The 19,855-nt window shown below is 55.7% G+C and carries 19 protein-coding genes; 5 read left to right on the top strand and 14 right to left on the bottom strand.

The genetic code is table 11. The features are described from left to right. Positions 1-205: 205 nt before the first annotated feature. On the bottom strand, positions 206-2,467 hold the full coding sequence (metE, locus tag MUU46_RS01615; RefSeq protein WP_258964567.1) for a 5-methyltetrahydropteroyltriglutamate--homocysteine S-methyltransferase: 2,262 nt from the start codon (positions 2,465-2,467) through the stop codon (positions 206-208). A gap of 229 nt (positions 2,468-2,696) precedes the next feature. Between metE and metR the strand changes: the two genes are divergently transcribed. Beyond that, positions 2,697-3,650 carry an HTH-type transcriptional regulator MetR gene (gene metR / locus MUU46_RS01610; RefSeq protein WP_110512099.1) on the top strand — a complete coding sequence of 318 codons (954 nt, stop codon included), beginning with the start codon at positions 2,697-2,699 and terminating at the stop codon, positions 3,648-3,650. On the opposite strand, the gene MUU46_RS01605 is transcribed toward metR, so the two are convergent. Beyond that, the gene (locus tag MUU46_RS01605) at positions 3,538-4,437 is read right to left on the bottom strand and encodes a carboxylate/amino acid/amine transporter (RefSeq protein ID WP_258964566.1); all 900 of its coding nucleotides are present in this window, start codon (positions 4,435-4,437) and stop codon (positions 3,538-3,540) included. The two genes, metR and MUU46_RS01605, sit on opposite strands and share 113 nt — an antisense overlap. 193 nt (positions 4,438-4,630) lie before the next feature. Between MUU46_RS01605 and MUU46_RS01600 the strand changes: the two genes are divergently transcribed. After that, positions 4,631-5,431, top strand: coding sequence for an EAL domain-containing protein (locus MUU46_RS01600; protein ID WP_159761680.1), 801 nt, complete (start codon positions 4,631-4,633; stop codon positions 5,429-5,431). Here the strand turns inward: MUU46_RS01600 and yigL are convergent. Together yigL and pldB are read right to left on the bottom strand one after the other, a co-directional pair. After that, a complete protein-coding gene (gene yigL, locus MUU46_RS01595; protein WP_159761679.1) occupies positions 5,418-6,224 on the bottom strand; it encodes a sugar/pyridoxal phosphate phosphatase YigL in 807 nt (268 codons plus the stop codon). The genes MUU46_RS01600 and yigL overlap by 14 nt on opposite strands. A gap of 41 nt (positions 6,225-6,265) precedes the next feature. Further along, positions 6,266-7,258: a lysophospholipase L2 gene (gene pldB / locus MUU46_RS01590; protein ID WP_258964565.1), complete on the bottom strand. Its 993-nt coding sequence runs from the start codon at positions 7,256-7,258 to the stop codon at positions 6,266-6,268. A gap of 79 nt (positions 7,259-7,337) precedes the next feature. Between pldB and rhtB the strand changes: the two genes are divergently transcribed. Beyond that, positions 7,338-7,958 carry a homoserine/homoserine lactone efflux protein gene (gene rhtB, locus MUU46_RS01585; RefSeq protein WP_159761677.1) on the top strand — a complete coding sequence of 207 codons (621 nt, stop codon included), beginning with the start codon at positions 7,338-7,340 and terminating at the stop codon, positions 7,956-7,958. Here rhtB and rhtC read toward each other — a convergent pair whose 3' ends face one another. The 3 genes from rhtC to pldA form a co-directional block, all read right to left on the bottom strand. Then, on the bottom strand, positions 7,959-8,579 hold the full coding sequence (rhtC, locus tag MUU46_RS01580) for a threonine export protein RhtC (RefSeq protein WP_159761676.1): 621 nt from the start codon (positions 8,577-8,579) through the stop codon (positions 7,959-7,961). A gap of 60 nt (positions 8,580-8,639) precedes the next feature. Beyond that, entirely contained in the window at positions 8,640-10,469 is a 1,830-nt protein-coding gene (gene recQ / locus MUU46_RS01575; protein WP_258964579.1) for an ATP-dependent DNA helicase RecQ, read from the bottom strand. A 65-nt stretch (positions 10,470-10,534) separates the two neighbouring features. Next, complete coding sequence (gene pldA, locus MUU46_RS01570; RefSeq protein ID WP_258964564.1) at positions 10,535-11,404, bottom strand: phospholipase A; 870 nt, start codon at positions 11,402-11,404, stop codon at positions 10,535-10,537. Between the two features lie 155 nt (positions 11,405-11,559). On the opposite strand from pldA, the gene yigI reads away from it, so the two are divergent. Beyond that, a complete protein-coding gene (yigI, locus tag MUU46_RS01565; protein WP_125353410.1) occupies positions 11,560-12,027 on the top strand; it encodes an acyl-CoA thioesterase YigI in 468 nt (155 codons plus the stop codon). Between the two features lie 49 nt (positions 12,028-12,076). Continuing rightward, the gene (gene rarD / locus MUU46_RS01560; protein ID WP_258964563.1) at positions 12,077-12,970 is read left to right on the top strand and encodes an EamA family transporter RarD; all 894 of its coding nucleotides are present in this window, start codon (positions 12,077-12,079) and stop codon (positions 12,968-12,970) included. A gap of 53 nt (positions 12,971-13,023) precedes the next feature. Here rarD and corA read toward each other — a convergent pair whose 3' ends face one another. The 7 genes from corA to dapF all read right to left on the bottom strand — a co-directional run bounded on the left by corA (position 13,024) and on the right by dapF (position 19,819). Next, positions 13,024-13,974 (bottom strand): magnesium/cobalt transporter CorA, encoded by a 951-nt coding sequence (corA, locus tag MUU46_RS01555; protein ID WP_110512112.1) that lies wholly within the window; start codon positions 13,972-13,974, stop codon positions 13,024-13,026. Positions 13,975-14,123: 149 nt separating this feature from the next. Further along, a complete protein-coding gene (ysgD, locus tag MUU46_RS22935) occupies positions 14,124-14,180 on the bottom strand; it encodes a YsgD/CorL family protein (protein ID WP_374684476.1) in 57 nt (18 codons plus the stop codon). A 148-nt stretch (positions 14,181-14,328) separates the two neighbouring features. Beyond that, entirely contained in the window at positions 14,329-16,491 is a 2,163-nt protein-coding gene (uvrD, locus tag MUU46_RS01550) for a DNA helicase II (RefSeq protein ID WP_159761673.1), read from the bottom strand. Positions 16,492-16,675: 184 nt separating this feature from the next. Then, positions 16,676-17,392 carry a 5-amino-6-(5-phospho-D-ribitylamino)uracil phosphatase YigB gene (gene yigB / locus MUU46_RS01545; protein ID WP_258964562.1) on the bottom strand — a complete coding sequence of 239 codons (717 nt, stop codon included), beginning with the start codon at positions 17,390-17,392 and terminating at the stop codon, positions 16,676-16,678. Further along, positions 17,392-18,294 (bottom strand): tyrosine recombinase XerC, encoded by a 903-nt coding sequence (gene xerC, locus MUU46_RS01540; RefSeq protein ID WP_258964561.1) that lies wholly within the window; start codon positions 18,292-18,294, stop codon positions 17,392-17,394. Before xerC ends, yigB begins: the two co-directional genes overlap by 1 nt. Continuing rightward, positions 18,291-18,998: a DUF484 domain-containing protein gene (locus MUU46_RS01535; protein ID WP_159761670.1), complete on the bottom strand. Its 708-nt coding sequence runs from the start codon at positions 18,996-18,998 to the stop codon at positions 18,291-18,293. Before MUU46_RS01535 ends, xerC begins: the two co-directional genes overlap by 4 nt. After that, positions 18,995-19,819 (bottom strand): diaminopimelate epimerase, encoded by an 825-nt coding sequence (dapF, locus tag MUU46_RS01530; protein WP_258964578.1) that lies wholly within the window; start codon positions 19,817-19,819, stop codon positions 18,995-18,997. Before dapF ends, MUU46_RS01535 begins: the two co-directional genes overlap by 4 nt. Positions 19,820-19,855 lie beyond the last annotated feature (36 nt).

Below are 19,855 nucleotides of genomic sequence, written 5' to 3'. Positions count from 1 at the left end.
ACCAGAGAGTTTACTGTGATGTGCGTTGGCCTGACACATAAAATATGCATCACCATGCAGATACACGGGTTCCTACGCCCGGTTGCGGGATTGACCGCAACGCCATCACCTTACGAATACCATGGTTATAAAGAAAGCAGTTTTACGCGTTGCATCCGAGTTGCTTTCCGTTTTGCGAGCACGTTTCAGAAAAGCAACCCGGCACTTACGCCTGACGCAGGTTCTGCGCGGCCTTCACCATGTTCGCCAGTGCGGCGCGGGTTTCTGGCCAGCCACGGGTTTTCAGGCCACAGTCCGGATTGACCCACAGGCGCTCTGCCGGAATGCGCTGAGCGGCTTTCTTCAGCAGCGCTTCAATCCACTCAACGCTTGGTACGTTCGGGGAGTGAATGTCATACACACCCGGGCCAATTTCGTTCGGATATTCGAACTCTTCGAACGACTCGAGCAGCTCCATGTCTGAACGCGAGGTCTCAATGGTGATAACGTCAGCATCCAGCGCGGCGATGGAATCCATGATGTCGTTAAACTCGCAGTAACACATGTGGGTATGGATCTGCGTTTCATCTTTCGCCACCGCGGCGTTAATACGGAATGCTTCCACGCCCCACGCCAGGTAGGCTTCCCAGTCACTTTGACGCAGCGGCAGCCCTTCACGCAATGCCGGTTCGTCAATCTGGATAATGCCGATACCCGCAGCTTCCAGATCCGCCACTTCATCACGCAGCGCCAAGGCAATCTGTTTGGCGATGGTTTCGCGGCTCACGTCTTCACGCGGGAATGACCAGCACAGAATGGTCACCGGACCGGTCAGCATGCCTTTCACCGGTTTGTCGGTCAGAGACTGCGCATATTTCGCCCACTCAACGGTGATCGCTTCCGGACGGCTGATGTCGCCAATCACCACCGGTGGCTTCACGCAGCGGGAACCGTAGCTCTGCACCCAGCCATTTTGGGTGAAAACGAAACCATCCAGATGCTCGCCGAAGTATTCGACCATGTCGTTACGTTCGGCTTCGCCGTGCACCAACACGTCCAGTCCCAGACGTTCCTGCTCAACGATGGCCTGTTTGATATGTTCGGCGATGCCGGTGCGATAGTGACCCGCATCGAGATTGCCTTTTTTGAAGTCGAGGCGCAGGCCGCGAATTTCAGTGGTCTGCGGGAAAGAACCGATGGTGGTGGTCGGCCATGCTGGTAGATTGAAACGCGCCCGCTGGGCTTCAGCACGCTCAGCATAAGGCCGGCTACGCTGGCTGTCCTGAGCGGTGATCGATGCCAGACGTTTTTCTACCGCAGCATTGTGTACGCGACTTGAGTTGCGACGAGCCTGAATTGGCGCGCTCCATTCAGCAATGACTGCGGTGTCGCCGCTGTTGAGCGCATCACGCAGCAGGGCCAGTTCCTGACATTTTTGCAGCGCGAAGGCGAACCAGCTTTTTACTTCCGCATCGAGACGTGTTTCCACGCTCAGGTCAATGGGGCTGTGCAACAGTGAGCAAGAAGAGGCCACCCACAGCGCACGTTTGCCGACGATGTCTTTAACGTGTGTATATTTCTCTGTCAGATCGGCCCGCCAGACGTTACGGCCATTCACCAGGCCCGCAGACAGCAGCCACTCGGCTGGCAGGCGGTTGTGCAGTTCAGCGACGTCATCTTTACCGTGCACCAAATCGACATGCAGACCCTGCACCGGCAGCGCGGTGATGGTGTTCAGGTTTGGCGTCACGCCTTCGAAATAGGTGGTCAGCAGCAGCTTCGTTTTGCCCTGCAGCGCATCGTAAGCGGGCTGGAACGCATCCAGCCATGGACGCGGCAGCTCCAGCACCAGAATCGGTTCGTCGATTTGTACCCATTCGACGCCGCGCTTTGCCAGTTCCGCCAGTACCTGCTGGTAGACCGGCAGGATATCTTTCAGCAGGCTCAGGCGGTCGAACGGCTCGCCCTTCACTTTACCCAGCCACAGATAGGTCACCGGGCCAAGCAGCACCGGTTTCACGTTGTGGCCCAGCGCCAGCGCTTCGTCCACTTCATCCAGCAACTGGGTCCAGGTCAGTTTGAATTCCTGCCCTTTAGTGAATTCCGGCACCATGTAGTGATAGTTGGTGTTAAACCATTTGGTCATTTCTGCCGCTGCCGCCGGTTCACCGGTGGGCGCCCGACCGCGACCAATACGAAACAGCGTGTCGATATCCACTGAGCCATCTTTGTTCTGATGACGAGCCGGCACGTTGCCCAGCAGCAGGCTAGTAGTCAGAACATGGTCGTACCAGGCGAAATCGCCCACTGGCAGCAGATCCACCCCAGCGTCTTTCTGCTGCTGCCAGTGACGGCTACGCAGCTCGCGCCCGGTCGCCAGCAGTTCTTCACGGCTGGAATTGCCCGCCCAGTAGCTCTCTTGTGCTTTTTTCAGCTCACGGCGAAGGCCGACGCGCGGGAATCCCAGGGTGTGGTTTTTGATTGTCATGGCCGTTCCTCTTTTATTAATTCTATGGATTTCAGGTCAGAGCCAGGCGGCAAGTGAGCTCATCCCCAGGAGCTTACTCAAGTAAGTGACTGGGGTGAGCGAGGGCAGCCAACGCCGCTATGGCCTGAAAGACGACGAATTTGGACGTCTGGATGTTTACACATCTATAATTGGCAGGTACTGTATGATCCTCAAGCGCAATTTATTCATGCCGAAGTGAAGGACTTTCATGATCGAGATTAAACACCTGAAAACGCTACAAGCGTTACGGAATAGCGGATCGCTCGCAGCAGCGGCAGCCATGCTGCACCAGACGCAATCCGCGCTTTCTCACCAATTCAGCGATCTGGAACAGCGCCTTGGCTTCCGGCTATTTGTCCGTAAGAGTCAGCCGCTGCGCTTTACCCCGCAAGGAGAAATTCTGCTGCAGCTTGCTAATCAGGTTCTGCCGCAGATTAGCCGTGCATTGCAGGCCTGTAATGAACCACAGCAAACCACGCTGCGGATCGCCATTGAGTGCCATAGCTGTATTCAGTGGCTGACGCCCGCACTGGAAAACTTCCGTTTGAGCTGGCCGCAGGTGGAGATGGATTTCAAATCAGGGGTAACTTTCGACCCGCAGCCTGCGTTGCAGCAGGGAGAGCTGGATATCGTGCTGACCTCAGACATTCTGCCGCGCAGCGGTCTGCATTATTCGCCGATGTTTGATTATGAAGTGCGACTGGTACTGGCACCCGATCATCCCCTGGCCGCGAAAGCTCGCATCACGCCGGAAGACATCGCCAGCGAATCACTGTTGATTTACCCGGTGCAGCGCAGCCGACTCGATATCTGGCGTCATTTTTTACAGCCAGCAGGCGTGAGTCCCTCGCTGAAAAGCGTGGATAACACGTTGTTATTGATTCAGATGGTTGCAGCTAAGATGGGCATTGCTGCCCTGCCGCATTGGGTGGTGGAGAGTTTTGAACGCCAGGGTCTGGTGGTGACCAAAACCCTGGGCGAAGGTCTGTGGAGCCGACTGTACGCTGCCGTGCGCGATGGCGAGCAGCGCCAGCCAGTCACCGAAGCGTTTATTCGCTCAACACGGAATCACGCTTGCGATCATTTGCCGTTTGTTCGGAGCGCGGAGCGACCCAATGGCGATGGACCCACAGCGAAGCCACAATCACCAACGCACCTGTAATAAAGCTCGGCCAGTGCGGCTGCTGTTGCCAGATAGCCAGGTTCACCAACAATCCGGCAGGCACATGCATGTTATTCATGATCCCAAGCGTACCGGCGTCCACCTGCGTGGCGCCGTAGTTCCACATGAAGTAGCCCAGCCCTGAAGCCACCACGCCGAGCCACACCAGAATGCCCCATTGCAGTGTTGTCGTCGGCAGCTTGTTCGGATCCCCGAGCATGAGCCACGCCACCAGTGCCACGATGAGTGCGCCAAGATAAAACCAGGCAAAGGCGTTGTGCTGCGGCATCGGGTGGATTTCCATTAAGCGCTTGTAGCCCACCATCCCGAGAGCAAAGCAGATATTCGACAACTGGACCAGCAGCAGCCCGGTCCAGAAATGCGTGCTGACATGGTCATAGCGAATGATCGCCGCGCCAATCACCGCCAGCATGGCACTCAACAGATAACCCCAGCGCAGCCTGCGCTTGCTCATCAGATCGTAAATCAGGGTGATGTACAGCGGCGTCAGCACCGTAAACAGCAAGAATTCGGACACGGTCAGGTAGAGATACGCCCGGAACGCCAGCAGGTACATGATGCCAAGCTGCATCGCGCCCACCAGCATGTACATCAGCAGCACTTTCAACGATTGCGAGCGCGCCCGCAAGAATGGCAGGAACACCAGCGCCGCCAGGCCCACGCGCATCAGCACGGAGAAATAGCTGTCGACGCTGCCCGCCAGGTACTCGCCAATCAGGCTGAAGGAAAATGCCCACAACACGGTGGTGATAATCAGTAACGCCACGATGAGACTCTCTCAGGATAGTTTGCGGGCATTGTAGCGGAGTATTCAGTTGACAACTGGACAAATAACGAACACTCACATTCCGCAGCGGCTATTTCGCGGTCCTAATTAGTCCATTACTGATAGTTATGCGTTGGAATTCGGGGAATACTGAATCTCTTCCCCCATCAGCAGTATTTTCAGGATGGACCCTGTGACTGACGGTAATTTTATTCCTTCGATTCTTCACCAGTTGAACGCCTCACGCGCGCGGCTGAAGCAGGCTATCCACACCCGACAACTGGAGATGTGGTATCAGCCTATCGTCCAGCTGGATAGCGGCTGCGTCGTGGGGGCCGAAGCGCTGGTGCGCTGGCCCCAGCCAGACGGCAAACTGCTGGCGCCGGACAGCTTCATTCCTTTTGCTCGTGAAACGCAGCTGCTGAGTACGATGACAGAGTGGGTGGTTGAGCAGGTACTGAACGATCTCGGCGCATGGCTGCGTCAGAATCGGCGTCAATATGTTTCCATTAACGTCGAACCCGACGATCTGCAATCCACCGATCTGCTGGCGCATTTATCGATGCTGTGTCATGGCTATGGCGTTCACCCGCAGCAAATCACGCTGGAAATGACGGAAAGCAGTATGGTTGACCCGGAAGCCATCGCCCCGATGGTCGAGCGCTATCGCCAGGCAGGACACGCCATTTATCTGGACGATTTTGGCAGTGGCTATGCGAACCTGAATTATCTGCAGGCGATGACCTTCGATATGCTCAAAATTGATAAAACGCTGGTCGACCCATTGCCGGGGAAAAGCCTGCTACCGCAGGTTATCGCGCTGGCGCAGTCACTGTCGCTGGAGCCGCTGGCGGAAGGGGTTGAAACGCAGGCACAGGCCACGTGGCTGAAATCGCATGGTGTGAAATATGCGCAGGGCTGGTTATACAGTAAAGCCCTGACAAGCAGGGCTTTTATAGACTGGAGCGAATCGCGTTGCGTTACGCCTGATTGAGATACAGGCGGCGCAGGTAATGCGGTACCGCATCATCCACGTTCGAACCAATCACTTCCAGTTCCGGATGCAAATCTTTCAGCCGCTGATGCGCGTTATCCATGATGCAGCCTTTACCCGCCATGGAGAGCATTTCAGCGTCGTTCATGCCGTCACCAAATGCGATGCAGTCCGGCAGACCGTAACCCATCATTTTCGCGACCGCTTCCAGCGCGTGTCCTTTTGATACACCGCCCGCCATGACTTCCAGACAGGTCAGGGTCGAGAAACTCACGTTGACGCGATCGCCCCAACGGGCGTTGATCGCCTGCTCTAACGGCAGCAGTACGTCGTGATCCGGCGAAGAGAAGAACACTTTGCTGACGCCTTCGGCTTCCAGCAGGCCCGGTTCATACAGCGAATAGTTGAAAATCGCTTCCTTGAAGAAACGCATCTCTTCCGGACGATGGCGGTTCATAAACCATTCGTCGTTGCGATACACATTGGTCACGATATCCGGATTGTTATTCACCACGCCAAACAGGTCAGAGGCAATATCGCTATCGAGGTTATGGGCAAACACCAGATTGCCGTCGGTATCGTGAACGCGAGCACCGTTGGAGGTGATCATGAATGCCTTGATGCCCAGGCCATCGCGGATCTGACCAACGTCAATGTGGTGGCGGCCAGTCGCAAAAACAAAGTTCACCCCTTTTTCGGTCAGCAGGGTCAGCGTTTCTTTGGTGTAGGAGGACAGACGATGGTCGGGATTGAGCAGCGTACCATCTAAATCAGACGCAACAACCTGGTACATAAACGAATTAAACCTCTGGTAAGAGCGGCGCTAACGCCGGATTAATTATGTCGATCGTAAAACTCGACGATGGTCTCGAGCGCGACTGAACGCATATCGTCCTTTTCGAAAAGGATCTCATGATAAGCACCGGGAATGACAAGCGGATTAATGCCTTCACAAGGCTTGCCCGCCGCGGCGCGAAGTTCGCAATAACGGCCATGCATACGGTTATCCACGACCTTTTCTTCTTCAGCCTGAATCAGCAACGTCGGGGTGTCATCTAACGCCACACCAGCCAGGATTTCCTCTCCGGCCATCACCCCTTCTCGCACCCAATGGTAGGTCGGCCCGCCAACGCGAATATACGGATTGTCAGCATAGAACCCCAGGTTTCGCCGATAACGTTCCCGGCTATGGGTCAGAATGTTGAGGCTGAACGGCAGTGCGTGCCAGCGCCCGGTTCCCATGGCGTAGCTTTCTCTTATGCGCTGATGGCCCTCAGCGAAATCGAGAATTGGCCGCACCATCCAGTCGGGCAATCGCATGATGATACCGAACATTGGCGCACAAAGCGCGAGCGCGTCGCACTGCTTTGGATTTCGCTGTAAAAACAACGTAGAAATGGCCCCGCCCATCGAATGGCCAAGGATATAACGCTTACGCCACGGTCCCGGTGCGACTTCCTGTTCCCAAAAAGCGGTCAGGTCGTCGACGTAATCGCTGAAGTTATCCACGTGACCGCGATGACTGTCGTCGAGCATTCGCCCGGACAACCCTTGCCCACGGTGATCGATAATCAGCACGTCGAAGCCGCTGTAGAACAGGTCGTAGGCCAGTTCCGCATACTTCACGTAGCTTTCGATTCGTCCTGGACACACCACAATCACCCGGTCGTGTTTTTTGGCGCGAAAGCGGACGAAGCGTACCGGAACGTTATCCACGCCTGTAAATTCAGCTTCTTCACGCTGGCGCCAGAAGTTATTCAGCGGACCCATCGTGAAAGCGGCGAACCCATTTTCTCTGGTTTTCCAGTCCATTTTCTGCCGAAACATCGGCTATCCACCCCTGCTGCTTGAAGTATGACGGGCATAGCGTATTGTGGCATAAAAGCAGTCAATCAGGGAGTGTCTCATGACCTTCGAGTGGTGGTTCGCCTATCTACTGACGTCCATAATTCTCAGCCTTTCCCCCGGTTCCGGGGCCATCAACACCATGACCACCGCCCTCAACCACGGCTACCGAGGCGCAGCGGCATCGATTGCCGGACTGCAAACCGGGCTGAGTATTCATATCGTTCTGGTGGGTGTCGGTCTGGGGACGCTGTTTTCGCGTTCGCTGCTGGCGTTTGAAGTGCTGAAATGGGCGGGTGTGGCGTACCTCATCTGGCTTGGTATTCAGCAATGGCGTGCCGCAGGCGCTATCGATCTTAACACTGTGGCGAAGACGCAAACCCGTGGGCATCTGTTCAAACGCGCGGTATTTGTGAATCTCACCAATCCGAAAAGCATCGTTTTTCTGGCGGCGTTATTTCCGCAATTCATCATCCCGCATCAGCCGCAGGTCATGCAGTACGTTATCCTCGGGGTGACGACCATCGTGGTGGATATCATTGTGATGATTGGCTATGCGACGCTGGCGACGCGAATTGCAGGCTGGATCAAAGGCCCTCGTCAGATGAAGGCCCTGAATAAGATTTTTGGATCGCTGTTTATGCTGGTCGGCGCGCTGCTTGCGTCAGCACGCCATGCCTGATTAGCGAGAGATAATCAGATGGATGCCGAAGCCTGCGAACAGGGTTCCGGCCACACCATCAATCCACTTGGCCATGCGCTGATAGCCGCGGCGCATGGTCGGCAATGCGAACAGGCTTGCCACGACGGTAAACCACGCGAAAGTTTCAACGATAATCAGCAGGAAAATGCCCCAGCGCTCCGCACCGCCAATGTTATCCCCGACGAACAGTGAGAACACCGAGCCAAAATAGATAATGGCTTTCGGGTTCGCCAGATTGGTCAGCAGCCCTTTCAGGAAACTTTTACCGCCCTGCGCCAGTTCCACTTCCGGGGTTTCGGTGGTTGCTTCGCGTTTCTTCAGCGCACCGCGCAGCATTTGATAGCCCATCCAGCACAGATACAGACCGCCGCCGACCATGATGATGTTGTGCAGCCATGCCATTTTTTCGATCAGCAGATGCAAACCCAGCAGGGCAACACCCGCCCAGACCATGACGCCAGCGGTAATGCCAAGCACGCCCATCATCGCTTCTTTACGGGAGCGACTGACGGCCGTTTGCGACACGAAGAAAAAGTCCGGGCCAGGGCTCATCAGTGCAATTAAATGCACCATCGCCACGGTGAGAAATAACATCAACATAGGAAACTCGCGGGGAATGATTCAGTGAGTGATTATCCTGGCACTTTTTTGCCCGGCTGACTACTCCTCATCATCCCCGTCAGCATGGGCACGGATCAGCGCCAAAAACTCTTGCCCGAAGCGCTCCAGCTTGCGTACGCCCACGCCGTTAACGCTGAGCATTTCACCCGGCGATGTCGGCATTTGCTCGGCCATTTCAATCAGCGTGGCGTCGTTAAACACCACGTAAGGCGGGATATTTTCTTCGTCGGCGATGACTTTGCGCAGCTTGCGCAGTTTGGCAAACAGCTTACGGTCATAGTTACCGCCGTAGGATTTCTGCGCCACACGCGGTTTGAGCGCCAGCACGCGCGGCACGGCTAACTGCAGCGGCACTTCGGCACGCAGTACCGGGCGCGCGGAGTCGGTCATCTGCAACGCGGAGTGCATCGCGATATTCTGCATAACCAACCCGAGGTGGATAAGCTGGCGGATAACGCTCACCCAGTGTTCATGGGTTTTATCGCGGCCCATGCCATACACCTTGAGCTTATCGTGGCCCATTTCGCGGATACGCTGGTTATTCGCGCCGCGAATCACTTCGACCACATAGCCCATACCAAAGCGCTGATTCACCCGACCAATGGTTGAGAGCGCAATCTGTGCATCCTGTAAGCCATCGTATTGTTTCGGGGGATCAAGGCACACGTCGCAGTTACCGCACGACTCCTGACGGCCTTCGCCGAAATAGTTCAGCAGCACCAGACGACGGCAGGTTTGCGCTTCGGCAAACGCGCCCATCGCGTTGAGCTTGTGGCGTTCAATATCCAGCAGCTGTCCGGGAGGTTTTTCTTCGAGGCAACGACGCAGCCAGGCCATATCAGCCGGATCGTAAAACAGCATCGCTTCGGCAGGCAGCCCGTCACGCCCGGCGCGGCCGGTTTCCTGATAGTAGGATTCGATATTACGCGGGATGTCGAAGTGCACCACAAAGCGCACGTTGGGCTTATTGATGCCCATACCAAAGGCCACGGTCGCCACCACGATTTGCAAATCGTCGCGCTGGAAACGCTCCTGAACATCGGCTCGCACAGTGTTTTCCAGCCCGGCGTGATACGCACCCGCACTGATCCCACGGCTTTGCAGACGCGCGGCGGTGTCTTCCACCTTCGAACGGCTGTTGCAGTAAATAATGCCGGATTTTCCGCGCTGGTCCTGCACGTAGCGCATCAGCTGATCGAGCGGCTTGAACTTCTCCATCAGCATGTAGCGAATGTTCGGTCGGTCAAAACTGCTTATCTGGATGTACGGATCGTTCAGGCCCAGCAGGCGTACGATGTCGCTGCGAGTGGTGTCATCGGCTGTGGCGGTTAACGCCATAAACGGCAGCGCCGGATAACGCTGGCGCAGCTGGCCCAGCGCGGCATATTCAGGACGGAAGTCGTGGCCCCACTGAGAAATACAGTGCGCTTCATCCACCGCCAGCATCACCGGATTCCAGTGGCTGAGGTTATCGAGGAAGTTGTCGAGCATCAGACGTTCAGGGGCGATATACAGCAGGCGGATTTTGCCGGTACGACAGCCCGCCATGACGTCCTGCTGCTGTTCGCGAGTCTGTGTCGAGTTCAGACAGGCCGCCGCCACGCCGTTGGCGAGCAGCTGATCGACCTGGTCTTTCATTAATGAAATCAGCGGTGAGACAACGACCGTCAGGCCGTCGAGAACCAGCGCGGGAACCTGATAACACAGGGATTTCCCGCCGCCGGTCGGCATCACCACCAGACAGTCACGCCCTTCGAGCGCCGTCTCGATGATGGTTTCCTGACCCGGGCGGAACTGCTGGTAGCCAAAGGTTTCCTGTAAAACCTGTCTTGCCAGCGATACCTGATTTATCACTTCCGCCTGCGCCACACTCACCCCAATTCTGAAATAAAAACAGGCGCTATTTTCAGCGCCTGAGAGCAAGAGTGCAACGTTTAAAACAAATCGTTGAGCATTACGCCTACGCCAACGCGTGTCTGATTGAAGTTGTAATCAATCAGCGACTCGCCGTAACCGCTGTAAACCTGCGTATAAATGCGCACGTGTTTGGTCATCGGATAGCTCAGACCGAGCTCCGCACCGCCGTAGCCGGTATTCCAGTTGTACTGGCCTTTCACGCTCAGCACGGCATCACCCAGGTGATAGCCCACTTTGAGCTGATAGTAGCCCATGTACTTGGTGATATCCGGGTTGTCGTCGGTGCTGCCAATCACATACCACGGCTTCACTTCCACCATCCAGTTGCCGTTTTGCGCCATCAGACGAGTGTAGAGGCGGTTCCAGCTGCGGGACGTCGGGTCGGAACGGCCATTGGAATCATGGTTGTAACCCAACTCCACGTCACGCAGCGTCCAGCCTGCAAATTGGTAGTCAGTTGCAAAACCCAAGAAAAGCTGCGGTTCATAGTTGGTTTCGCGGAATGGGGCTGATTCGGAAGTATTGGAGAGCTGCCACCATGATTTCTGGGTATATGATGCCCCGAGAACGGAGTTATTACCCAGGATCCCTCGCCACAGCGGGAACGCTAAACTCAGCTGGAATTTCACCTCATCCTTGCGCGCATTGTCGGCCCAGTTGTAGCTTTTGATGGCCTCTTTATTCAAGTCGCTAGTATCGGTGTAAATCACATAGTTGGTGTCGTATGGGTACAGCGTAAAAGGATTGTCGTGCTCCTGGAGCATGTTGGCGATGACACTGCCACTCACGGCAGGCGCATCATGAACATCCTTAATCGTTGCTTCCTGTGCATAAACGGACAGCGGCAGCCCTGTAACTGCCAGCAACCAACCCAGCCTGGTTCGCATTGGGAGTTCTCCTGAACAAAATTTATTATTGGATAATCAGTCGGCTGTCATTCTACCGATTTATCGCCATCTTGCGCGGTTATCGTTTCCGAAAGTAGAAATCAACAATCCATAGGCATAAAATCAACATTTCCTTAACCAATGGAAAGGTTGCTATGTCCGCAGAACTCACCGCCGAAGCCGCGCTAAAGCTGGTAGGCGATATCTTTGTGTACCACATGCCGTTTAACCGCGCGCTGGGGCTAGAGCTGGAACGCTACGAGAAATCCTTCGCTCAGCTTAGCTTTAACAATCAGCCGATGATGGTCGGTAACTGGGCGCAAAGTATTCTTCACGGCGGGGTGATTGCCTCAGCGCTGGACGTCGCCGCAGGCCTGGTGTGCGTGGGCAGTACGCTCACCCGACACGACACCATCAACGAAGATGAGCTGCGCCAGCGCCTGTCGCGAATGGGCACCATCGATTTACGCGTGGACTACCTGCGTCCGGGCCGGGGCAACCGTTTTACCGCCACCAGCAGCCTGCTGCGCGCGGGTAATAAAGTCGCCGTCGCACGCGTCGAACTGCACAACGAAGAGCAGGTTTATATCGCCAGTGCGACCGCTACTTATATGGTGGGTTAACCGTTAAAATCGGGTAACATCCCCTTACTTTTATGTAACGGATTTTCCCATGGATGCTAAACAAACGCGGCAAGGGGTTTTACTCGCCCTCGCCGCTTATTTTATTTGGGGTGTAGCCCCGGCGTACTTCAAAGTCATTCACTACGTACCCGCCGATGAAATCCTCACCCACCGTATTATTTGGTCATTCTTCTTTATGGTGGCGCTGATCAGCATCAGCCGTCAGTGGAGTGGCATCAAGCGCCTGTGCCAGACGCCGAAGAAAATCTTCCTGCTGGCGCTTTCTGCGGTATTGATTGGCGGCAACTGGCTGCTGTTTATCTGGGCCGTGAATAATCAGCACATGCTGGAAGCCAGTCTCGGTTATTTCATTAACCCGCTGGTGAATATCGTGCTGGGGATGATTTTCCTCGGGGAACGCTTCCGTCGGATGCAATGGGTGGCGGTTTTCCTCGCGGCCTGCGGTGTGTTAGTGCAGCTCTGGACCTTTGGTTCGCTACCGATTATTGCGCTGGGTCTGGCGTTCAGCTTTGCGTTTTACGGTCTGTTGCGTAAGAAAATTGCCGTTGATGCCCAAACAGGCATGTTGGTGGAAACACTCTGGTTACTGCCTGTGGCGGCCATTTATCTGTTCGGCATCGCCGACAGCGCCACCAGCCATATGGGGCAAAACTCGTGGTCGCTGAACCTGCTGCTGATGGCGGCAGGCGTCGTCACCACCATCCCACTGCTGTGCTTCACCGGCGCCGCCACCAAACTGCGGCTATCGACGCTGGGCTTCTTCCAGTACATCGGCCCGACGCTAATGTTCATTCTCGCGGTGATGTTTTACGGTGAGACCCCAGGGGCGGATAAAATGGTCACTTTCGCATTTATTTGGGTCGCGCTGGCGGTGTTCGTTATCGATGCACTGTATACCCTGCGCCGTACGCCAAAAAGCTGACACCGGAGGCGTTGCCAGAAAGCGGCAACGCCTCCGCAGGTAGGATGTGCTCGTTAAAGCCAGTTCTTGCGCTTGAAATAGAGATACGGCGCGAGGCCCGCGAGGATCATAAACACAATCGCCCCCGGATAGCCGAAACTCCAGTGCAACTCTGGCATAAATTCGAAGTTCATCCCGTAGCTTGAGGCCACCAGCGTCGGTGGCAGGAACACCACGGAGACCACCGAGAATATCTTGATGATGCGGTTCTGCTCGATGTTGATAAAGCCCATCGCCGCCTGCATCAGGAAGTTCACTTTCTGGAACAGCGATTCATTATGCGGCAGCAGGGATTCGATATCGCGCAGGATCTCACGCGCCTGCTCCAGCTGTACCGCCGGTAAACGCGCTTTACGGACGAGGAAGTTCAATGCGCGCTGGGTATCCATCAGACACAAACGCACTTTCCAGCCGATATCTTCCAGCTCCGCCAGCGTGGAGAGCGCTTCATCGTATTCGTCGCCCTGATGGCCTTCCATAATGACGCGGCTCAGCTTTTCCAGATCGCTGTAGATGTTTTCAATTTCATCCGCCAGCTGTTCGATTTTGGTTTCGAACAGGTCAAGCAGCAGCTCAAACGCATTGCCATCGACCATTTCCTGACTGCGGGCGCGCATTCGATACAGACGAAACGCCGGAAGTTCGCGTTCGCGCAGCGTGAACAGACGCCCTTCGCGGATGGTGAATGCCACGGTGGAGTTACCGGCGTGATCGTCGGCATCTTCATAAAAGAAGAAGGAGTGGATGTGCAGCCCGTCTTCGTCTTCGAAGAAACGGGCCGAGGCCTCGATGTCTTCCAGCTCAGGCCGCGTGGCCAAATTCTGACCCAGTTCCGTCTGTACGCGATTACGCTCTTCGTCATCTGGCTCGACCAAATCTACCCAAACCGAGGTGGCGAGGTGTTTGATGTCATCAGACTCAAGGCGCGTTAAGCGGTTGTTTTCCAGTTGAAATGCGCTCAGCATGACCGGGACTCCCAATGCAAAAAATTATCGGACAGTACGGTGGGCACACAGAAACATCAGGGGTTTCAGACCATTAAGCCTGACTCATTGCGACGGGAATATTGCATGTCGCCGACAACCTCTAAGGCCATCAGCGTCGGGTGATAGCCTTAGGAGTTGTTCCTGGGTTGCAGGAAGTTGAGCCAGCATCTACTGGGTGTGTCCAAGGTATCAGTCCTCTTAGCGTATTCGTGCGCGCATGTTACGCCAGCCTAAATGAAGCGTCAACATACAGCGAAGCGCCAGAGAGTTTTTCCACCTCTCTGGCATATAAGACTAGCAGATCGTTAAGAAAATATGATGTATTTCTTAACGTTACGCATTTTCGAGCCTGGCATATGCCGCCACCAACCATTTGATGCCCTGACCCTGAAACGCCACCTGCAAACGGCTGTGTTCGCCACTGCCTTCCAGGTTCACGATGGTGCCTTCGCCAAATTTCGGGTGGCGCACGCGCTGGCCTAGCTTGTAGCCGGTGTCGTTTTCTGCCATTGGCGTGCCCATCCGCTGATGGTTGACCGGGCGGCTGACTGTCGCTCGCAGACGCACCTCTTCAACGCACGCTTCCGGCAGTTCGCCGACAAAGCGCGACGGACGGTGATACACCTCTTTACCGTATAAACGACGGGTTTCAGCGTAGGTCAGCGTCAGCTTTTGCATTGCACGCGTTACGCCGACGTACGCCAGTCGGCGTTCTTCTTCCAGACGTCCGCCCTCATCCAGCGACATCTGGCTCGGGAACATGCCCTCTTCCATCCCGACGATAAAGACCTGGGGGAACTCCAGACCTTTCGCCGAGTGCAGCGTCATCAGTTGCACTGCGTCCTGCCAGGTATCGGCTTGCCCTTCACCCGCTTCCAGCGCTGCGTGGGACAGGAACGCCTGTAACGGCATCAAATCTTCTTCTTCGTCGTTGTAGCTGAACTGGCGCGTCGCCGTCACCAGTTCCTCTAAGTTCTCGATACGCGTCTGGCCTTTCTCGCCTTTCTCCTGCTCATACATCATGAACAGGCCGGAATCTTTAATCACCCGGTCAGTCTGCACATGCAGCGGCATATCGGCGGTTTCCTGCGCGAGGGCGTCGATAAGTTCCATAAAGCGCTGTAATGCGCTGGCCGCTCGTCCGGCAAGGGCTTTGTCTTTCAGCAATTCACGACATGCCTGCCACAGCGTCAGCTGCCGGTCGCGGGAGGCCTGGCGCACCACGTCGAGAGTGCGATCGCCAATGCCGCGCGTCGGGGTATTCACCACGCGCTCAAACGCCGCATCGTCATTGCGGTTGGCAATCAGGCGAAGATAGGCCAGTGCATCTTTGATTTCCAGACGTTCGAAGAAGCGCATCCCGCCATAAATACGGTACGGCATACTAACCTGCAACAACGCTTCTTCCAGCACGCGCGACTGGGCGTTGCTGCGATAAAGAATGGCGCACTGTTCAAGTTGACCACCGTTGTCCTGCCAGGCTTTGATTCGGCTCACCACGAAGCGGGATTCATCCAACTCGTTGAATGCGCAGTACAGTGAAATCGGTTCGCCGTCGACGCCATCGGTCCACAGCTTTTTGCCCAGACGCCCGTCATTGTTCTCAATCAAGGCATTCGCGGCGCTAAGAATATTGTTGGTCGAACGGTAGTTCTGCTCCAGACGGATGGTTTCAGCGCCGGGGAAATCGTTCAGGAAACGTTGGATGTTTTCGACTTGCGCGCCGCGCCAGCCGTAGATCGACTGGTCATCATCACCGACGATCATCACTTTGCCCGTGTCGCCCGCCAGCATGCGGATCCACGCGTACTGAATGTTGTTGGTATCCTGGAATTCGTCCACCAGGATATTGGTGAAACGCTCGCGATAGTGCTGCAAAATATGTGGCTTGTTGAGCCATAGCTCATGGGCGCGCAGCAGCAACTCGGCGAAATCAACCAGACCCGCGCGGTCGCACGCTTCCTGATAGGCCTGATAGACCTTCTGCCAGGTTTGCTCCACCGGATTGCCGTAGCTTTGAATATGATGCGGGCGCAGCCCTTCGTCTTTCTGACCGTTGATGTACCACATCGCCTGACGCGGCGGCCACTGCTTCTCGTCGAGGTTCATGGCCTTGATCAGACGCTTCAACAGACGCAGCTGATCTTCGCTGTCGAGAATTTGAAAATCCTGTGGCAGATTAGCATCCAGATGGTGCGCGCGCAGCAAGCGGTGCGCCAAACCGTGGAACGTGCCGACCCACATGCCACCCTGAGAGGTACCCATCAGCTGGCCGATACGGTGGCGCATTTCCGCCGCCGCTTTGTTGGTAAAGGTCACCGCCATTATCGAATACGGTGAACTGTGTTCGACGCTGATAAGCCACGCGATACGGTGCACCAGCACGCGCGTTTTGCCGCTTCCTGCCCCAGCCAGCACCAGCATGTTGGTGCGCGACGCCGCCACGGCTTCACGCTGTTTGTCATTGAGGCTGTCGAGCAGGTAAGAAACGTCCATTGGCACCGCCGGGTTAGTGTGGAGCCACTGCGCTCAATCATTTGATTTGCAGGAAGGCGGCAAACTCATGAGCCCCCAGGAGCATAGATTCACTATGTGACTGGGGTGAGTGAGTGCAGCCAACGCGTCTGCAAACCAAAGAATGACGCGCAGAAACCCCTGGAATTTTATACAGATTTGCTGATTATATCAGCGTGGTGAGGGATGCCAACCGCGAAATTTCGATGTGAGGTAACAGGCGGCTGTCGGCGATTTGCATCAGGTCGCCGTCGAACGGGTTTATCCAGCAAGCCTGCATACCGCAGCGGATAGCACCCGCGACGTCGGTCGTCAGGTCATCGCCCACGTGCAGGATCTGCTCCAGCGGCACGTTAAGGCGCTCTGCCGCCAGATGATACATATCGCTGAATGGCTTGGAGCGTCCGTCGGGGCCTGCGCGCAGCACAAACGTAAAGTAGTCATTCAGGCCGAACAGTTCCGGCTGTGCGTTGCCGTTGGTGATCGCCACCAGCGGCCATTTTTCGGCCAGCTTCGCAAGCGTATCGTGGGTTTCCTGCGGCACATCGATCGCACTACGCCAGTGGGCGAAATTGGCCATCGCGGCGTTGGCACCAATCGTGGCGTCTCTCGCTGATAAACCGGCATTCAGCATCGCTAATTCAACCGCACGACGACGCCATTCGGTTACGTCATGATAAATCTCAGGCTCGGCCTGACGAAGCGCCTGCCGCAGCTGATGGAAATCACTGCTTTCCAGCACCTGTAACGCCGGATGGTAACCACGAACAAATTCCAGTGATTCTTTTTCCGTGCGGCGGATAACCTGACGGTTGTCGTAAAGAGTGTCATCAAGATCAAAAGTCAGGGCCGCAATCTGGCCCAGTGGACGGTAAAAACGCATTATTTCCCCCGTTTAGCGCGTGGGTGTGCCTTGTCGTACACCGAGGCAAGATGTTGAAAATCAAGATGGGTATAGATTTGGGTGGTGGAGAGATTGGCGTGACCGAGCAGCTCCTGCACGCCGCGCAAATCCCCGCTCGACTCCAGCATGTGGGTCGCGAACGAGTGGCGTAACTTGTGCGGATTTACATGGCTGTTCAGCCCTTGCTTGATACCCCACTCCGCAAAGCGTTTTTGCACATTGCGCGCGGAGATTCGTTTGCCGAGCTTCGATAAAAACAACGCGTCTTCCTCGCTCCCGAACAGCCCGCGTAAATCGAGCCAGTGCTCAATCCAGTGCACGGCGTTACGGCCAATCGGCAGACGACGCTCTTTGCTGCCTTTCCCCATCACCCACACTTCACCTGATTCCAGGTCAAGATGCTTAATGTTAAGGCCCACGAGTTCCGACAAACGCAGGCCCGCGCCGTACATCACTTCAAGCATTGCCCGGTCGCGCACGGCCAGCGGATCGTTGAGATCGATATCCAGCAGACGATTGACGTCATCCACATCAATATTTTTTGGCAGATGGCGCGGGGCTTTCGGCGCGGATACAGCTTTCGCCGGGTTGGCCTGCAGCTCACCCTGGCTCACCAGCCAGTCGAAAAAACTACGCAGGGCCGACAACCTGAGCGCCAGACTCGCCGGGCCAAGCCCTTTACGACGGCTGCGAACCGCAAAACTACGGACTGTCGCAGCATCACATTGTTGCCAATTTTTCACATTGCTTTCTTCGGCGATAGCAATGATGGCATCAAGCTGACGCCGATAGTTGAGCACAGTTATCGGGCTGAGCTGGCGTTCAACGCCGAGATAACGCAGGAAGCGTTCGGTCGGTTCAAAGAGCGGAGTCTGCGTCATACGCGCTCGACCCAACGCTCCAGCAGGCCAGGCAGCAGCAGGGAAATTTCCTGCAAGAGGTGCGTTCCTTGACCCGCCTGATAATGGTGCGCGTCGCGGCTGCTGAACAGCACTACGCCGAGGTCACCGTCGCTGCCGAGCATCGACATTGCGACCGAGCCAATCGCTTTGGCATCCGGCATCATCACCAGCAGTTCCGGGCCATTCAGCGAGCCTAGAAAATGGCGCTCATGGCCAAGACGCTGAATGCGGATGGATTCAAAAGACTGACGGGAAAGTGCAAGCTGGGTGAACTTAGACGGCGCGCCAATGCGCCAGCGATCGGCAAACAGACGCACCGTGGCACCCGCCAGACCCAAATCGCGCGCCCAACGGTGGAAACGATTGAGCATATCGTCGAGGCTTTCAGCCGCAGCTAAACGCGTTTGCAGATGCAGCAGACGATAAAACAGGCTTTCGTTCGCCGATGCCTGCTCCACCAACAGCGTCATGTTCTCTTCCAGCGCGTTGATGTGATTTCTGGCTCGTGCCATGTGCCATTCGACCAGCGACACCGTGCCGCGAACCGGATGCGGCACGCGCATCCCTTCCACCGCCGGGGCGTTGCGAATGAAAAATTCAGGATGTTGCAGCAGATAGTCGACTACCGCCCGATCGTCGAGCATGTTGAGTTCAGCCTGCTGTTCTTCCCCGATTGGTTTCATAAATGAATAAATCCGTCGTAGACATGTGCCGCCGGGCCAGTCATAAACAACGGTTGACCCGGTCCTTTCCAGGCGATATTCAGCCGCCCGCCTGGTAATTCCACGCGTACCTCATCGGCCAGCAAACCTTGCTGAATGCCGACGGCAACTGCCGCACAAGCTCCGCTCCCGCAGGCCTGCGTTTCACCTGCGCCGCGCTCAAATACACGCAAGCGAATGTGATCGTGCTTCACCACCTGCATAAAACCGATGTTGGCACGCTCAGGAAAACGTTCATGGCTTTCCATAATTGGGCCTAATGTTTCCACCGCAGCGGTATCGACATCATCGACCTGAATGACGCAGTGCGGATTGCCCATTGAGACTACGCCGCACAATACTGTCTGTTCAGACGCACGCATAATATAGGTCTTTTCCGCTTTGTTGGCGCGGAACGGCACCTGCGAAGGTTCGAAGTTGGGCTCGCCCATGTTCACCCGCACCAGGTCGTCATCCGTTACGGTTAATACCATACGACCGTTGGCGGTACTGACGCAGATGTCACGTTTATTGGTCAGGCCTTTAAGGCGTACAAAGCGGGCAAAGCAGCGCGCACCGTTGCCGCACTGAGAAACTTCACTGCCGTCGGCGTTAAAGATGCGGTAGTGGAAGTCGAGATCGGGATCGTACGGTGGCTCAACCACCAGCAGCTGATCGAAGCCGACGCCAAGATGCCGATCGGCCAGGCGGCGGATCAGCTCCGGAGAAAAGAACACATTCTGCGTTACCGCATCGACGACCATGAAATCGTTGCCCAGGCCGTGCATTTTAGAGAACTGCATCATTGACTCCATCCACGCAGAAATAACGATGTCTTG

This window comes from Scandinavium tedordense, assembly GCF_024764965.1.
In the GTDB taxonomy this organism is placed as follows: domain Bacteria; phylum Pseudomonadota; class Gammaproteobacteria; order Enterobacterales; family Enterobacteriaceae; genus Scandinavium; species Scandinavium tedordense.
The sequence above is the reverse complement of the archived record's forward strand: the minus strand, read 5'-3'. Positions and strand labels throughout refer to the sequence as shown.

Coding starts and splice junctions, on each gene's coding strand:
- rarD (WP_258964563.1), top strand. CDS start 12,077: ATGGATGCTAAACAAACGCGGCAAGGGGTTTTACTCGCCCTCGCCGCT.
- yigB (WP_258964562.1), bottom strand. CDS start 17,392: ATGCGTTTTTACCGTCCACTGGGCCAGATTGCGGCCCTGACTTTTGAT.
- pldB (WP_258964565.1), bottom strand. CDS start 7,258: ATGTTTCGGCAGAAAATGGACTGGAAAACCAGAGAAAATGGGTTCGCC.
- MUU46_RS01535 (WP_159761670.1), bottom strand. CDS start 18,998: ATGAAACCAATCGGGGAAGAACAGCAGGCTGAACTCAACATGCTCGAC.
- metR (WP_110512099.1), top strand. CDS start 2,697: ATGATCGAGATTAAACACCTGAAAACGCTACAAGCGTTACGGAATAGC.
- rhtC (WP_159761676.1), bottom strand. CDS start 8,579: ATGTTGATGTTATTTCTCACCGTGGCGATGGTGCATTTAATTGCACTG.
- uvrD (WP_159761673.1), bottom strand. CDS start 16,491: ATGGACGTTTCTTACCTGCTCGACAGCCTCAATGACAAACAGCGTGAA.
- yigL (WP_159761679.1), bottom strand. CDS start 6,224: ATGTACCAGGTTGTTGCGTCTGATTTAGATGGTACGCTGCTCAATCCC.
- xerC (WP_258964561.1), bottom strand. CDS start 18,294: ATGACGCAGACTCCGCTCTTTGAACCGACCGAACGCTTCCTGCGTTAT.
- rhtB (WP_159761677.1), top strand. CDS start 7,338: ATGACCTTCGAGTGGTGGTTCGCCTATCTACTGACGTCCATAATTCTC.
- yigI (WP_125353410.1), top strand. CDS start 11,560: ATGTCCGCAGAACTCACCGCCGAAGCCGCGCTAAAGCTGGTAGGCGAT.
- metE (WP_258964567.1), bottom strand. CDS start 2,467: ATGACAATCAAAAACCACACCCTGGGATTCCCGCGCGTCGGCCTTCGC.
- pldA (WP_258964564.1), bottom strand. CDS start 11,404: ATGCGAACCAGGCTGGGTTGGTTGCTGGCAGTTACAGGGCTGCCGCTG.
- dapF (WP_258964578.1), bottom strand. CDS start 19,819: ATGCAGTTCTCTAAAATGCACGGCCTGGGCAACGATTTCATGGTCGTC.
- corA (WP_110512112.1), bottom strand. CDS start 13,974: ATGCTGAGCGCATTTCAACTGGAAAACAACCGCTTAACGCGCCTTGAG.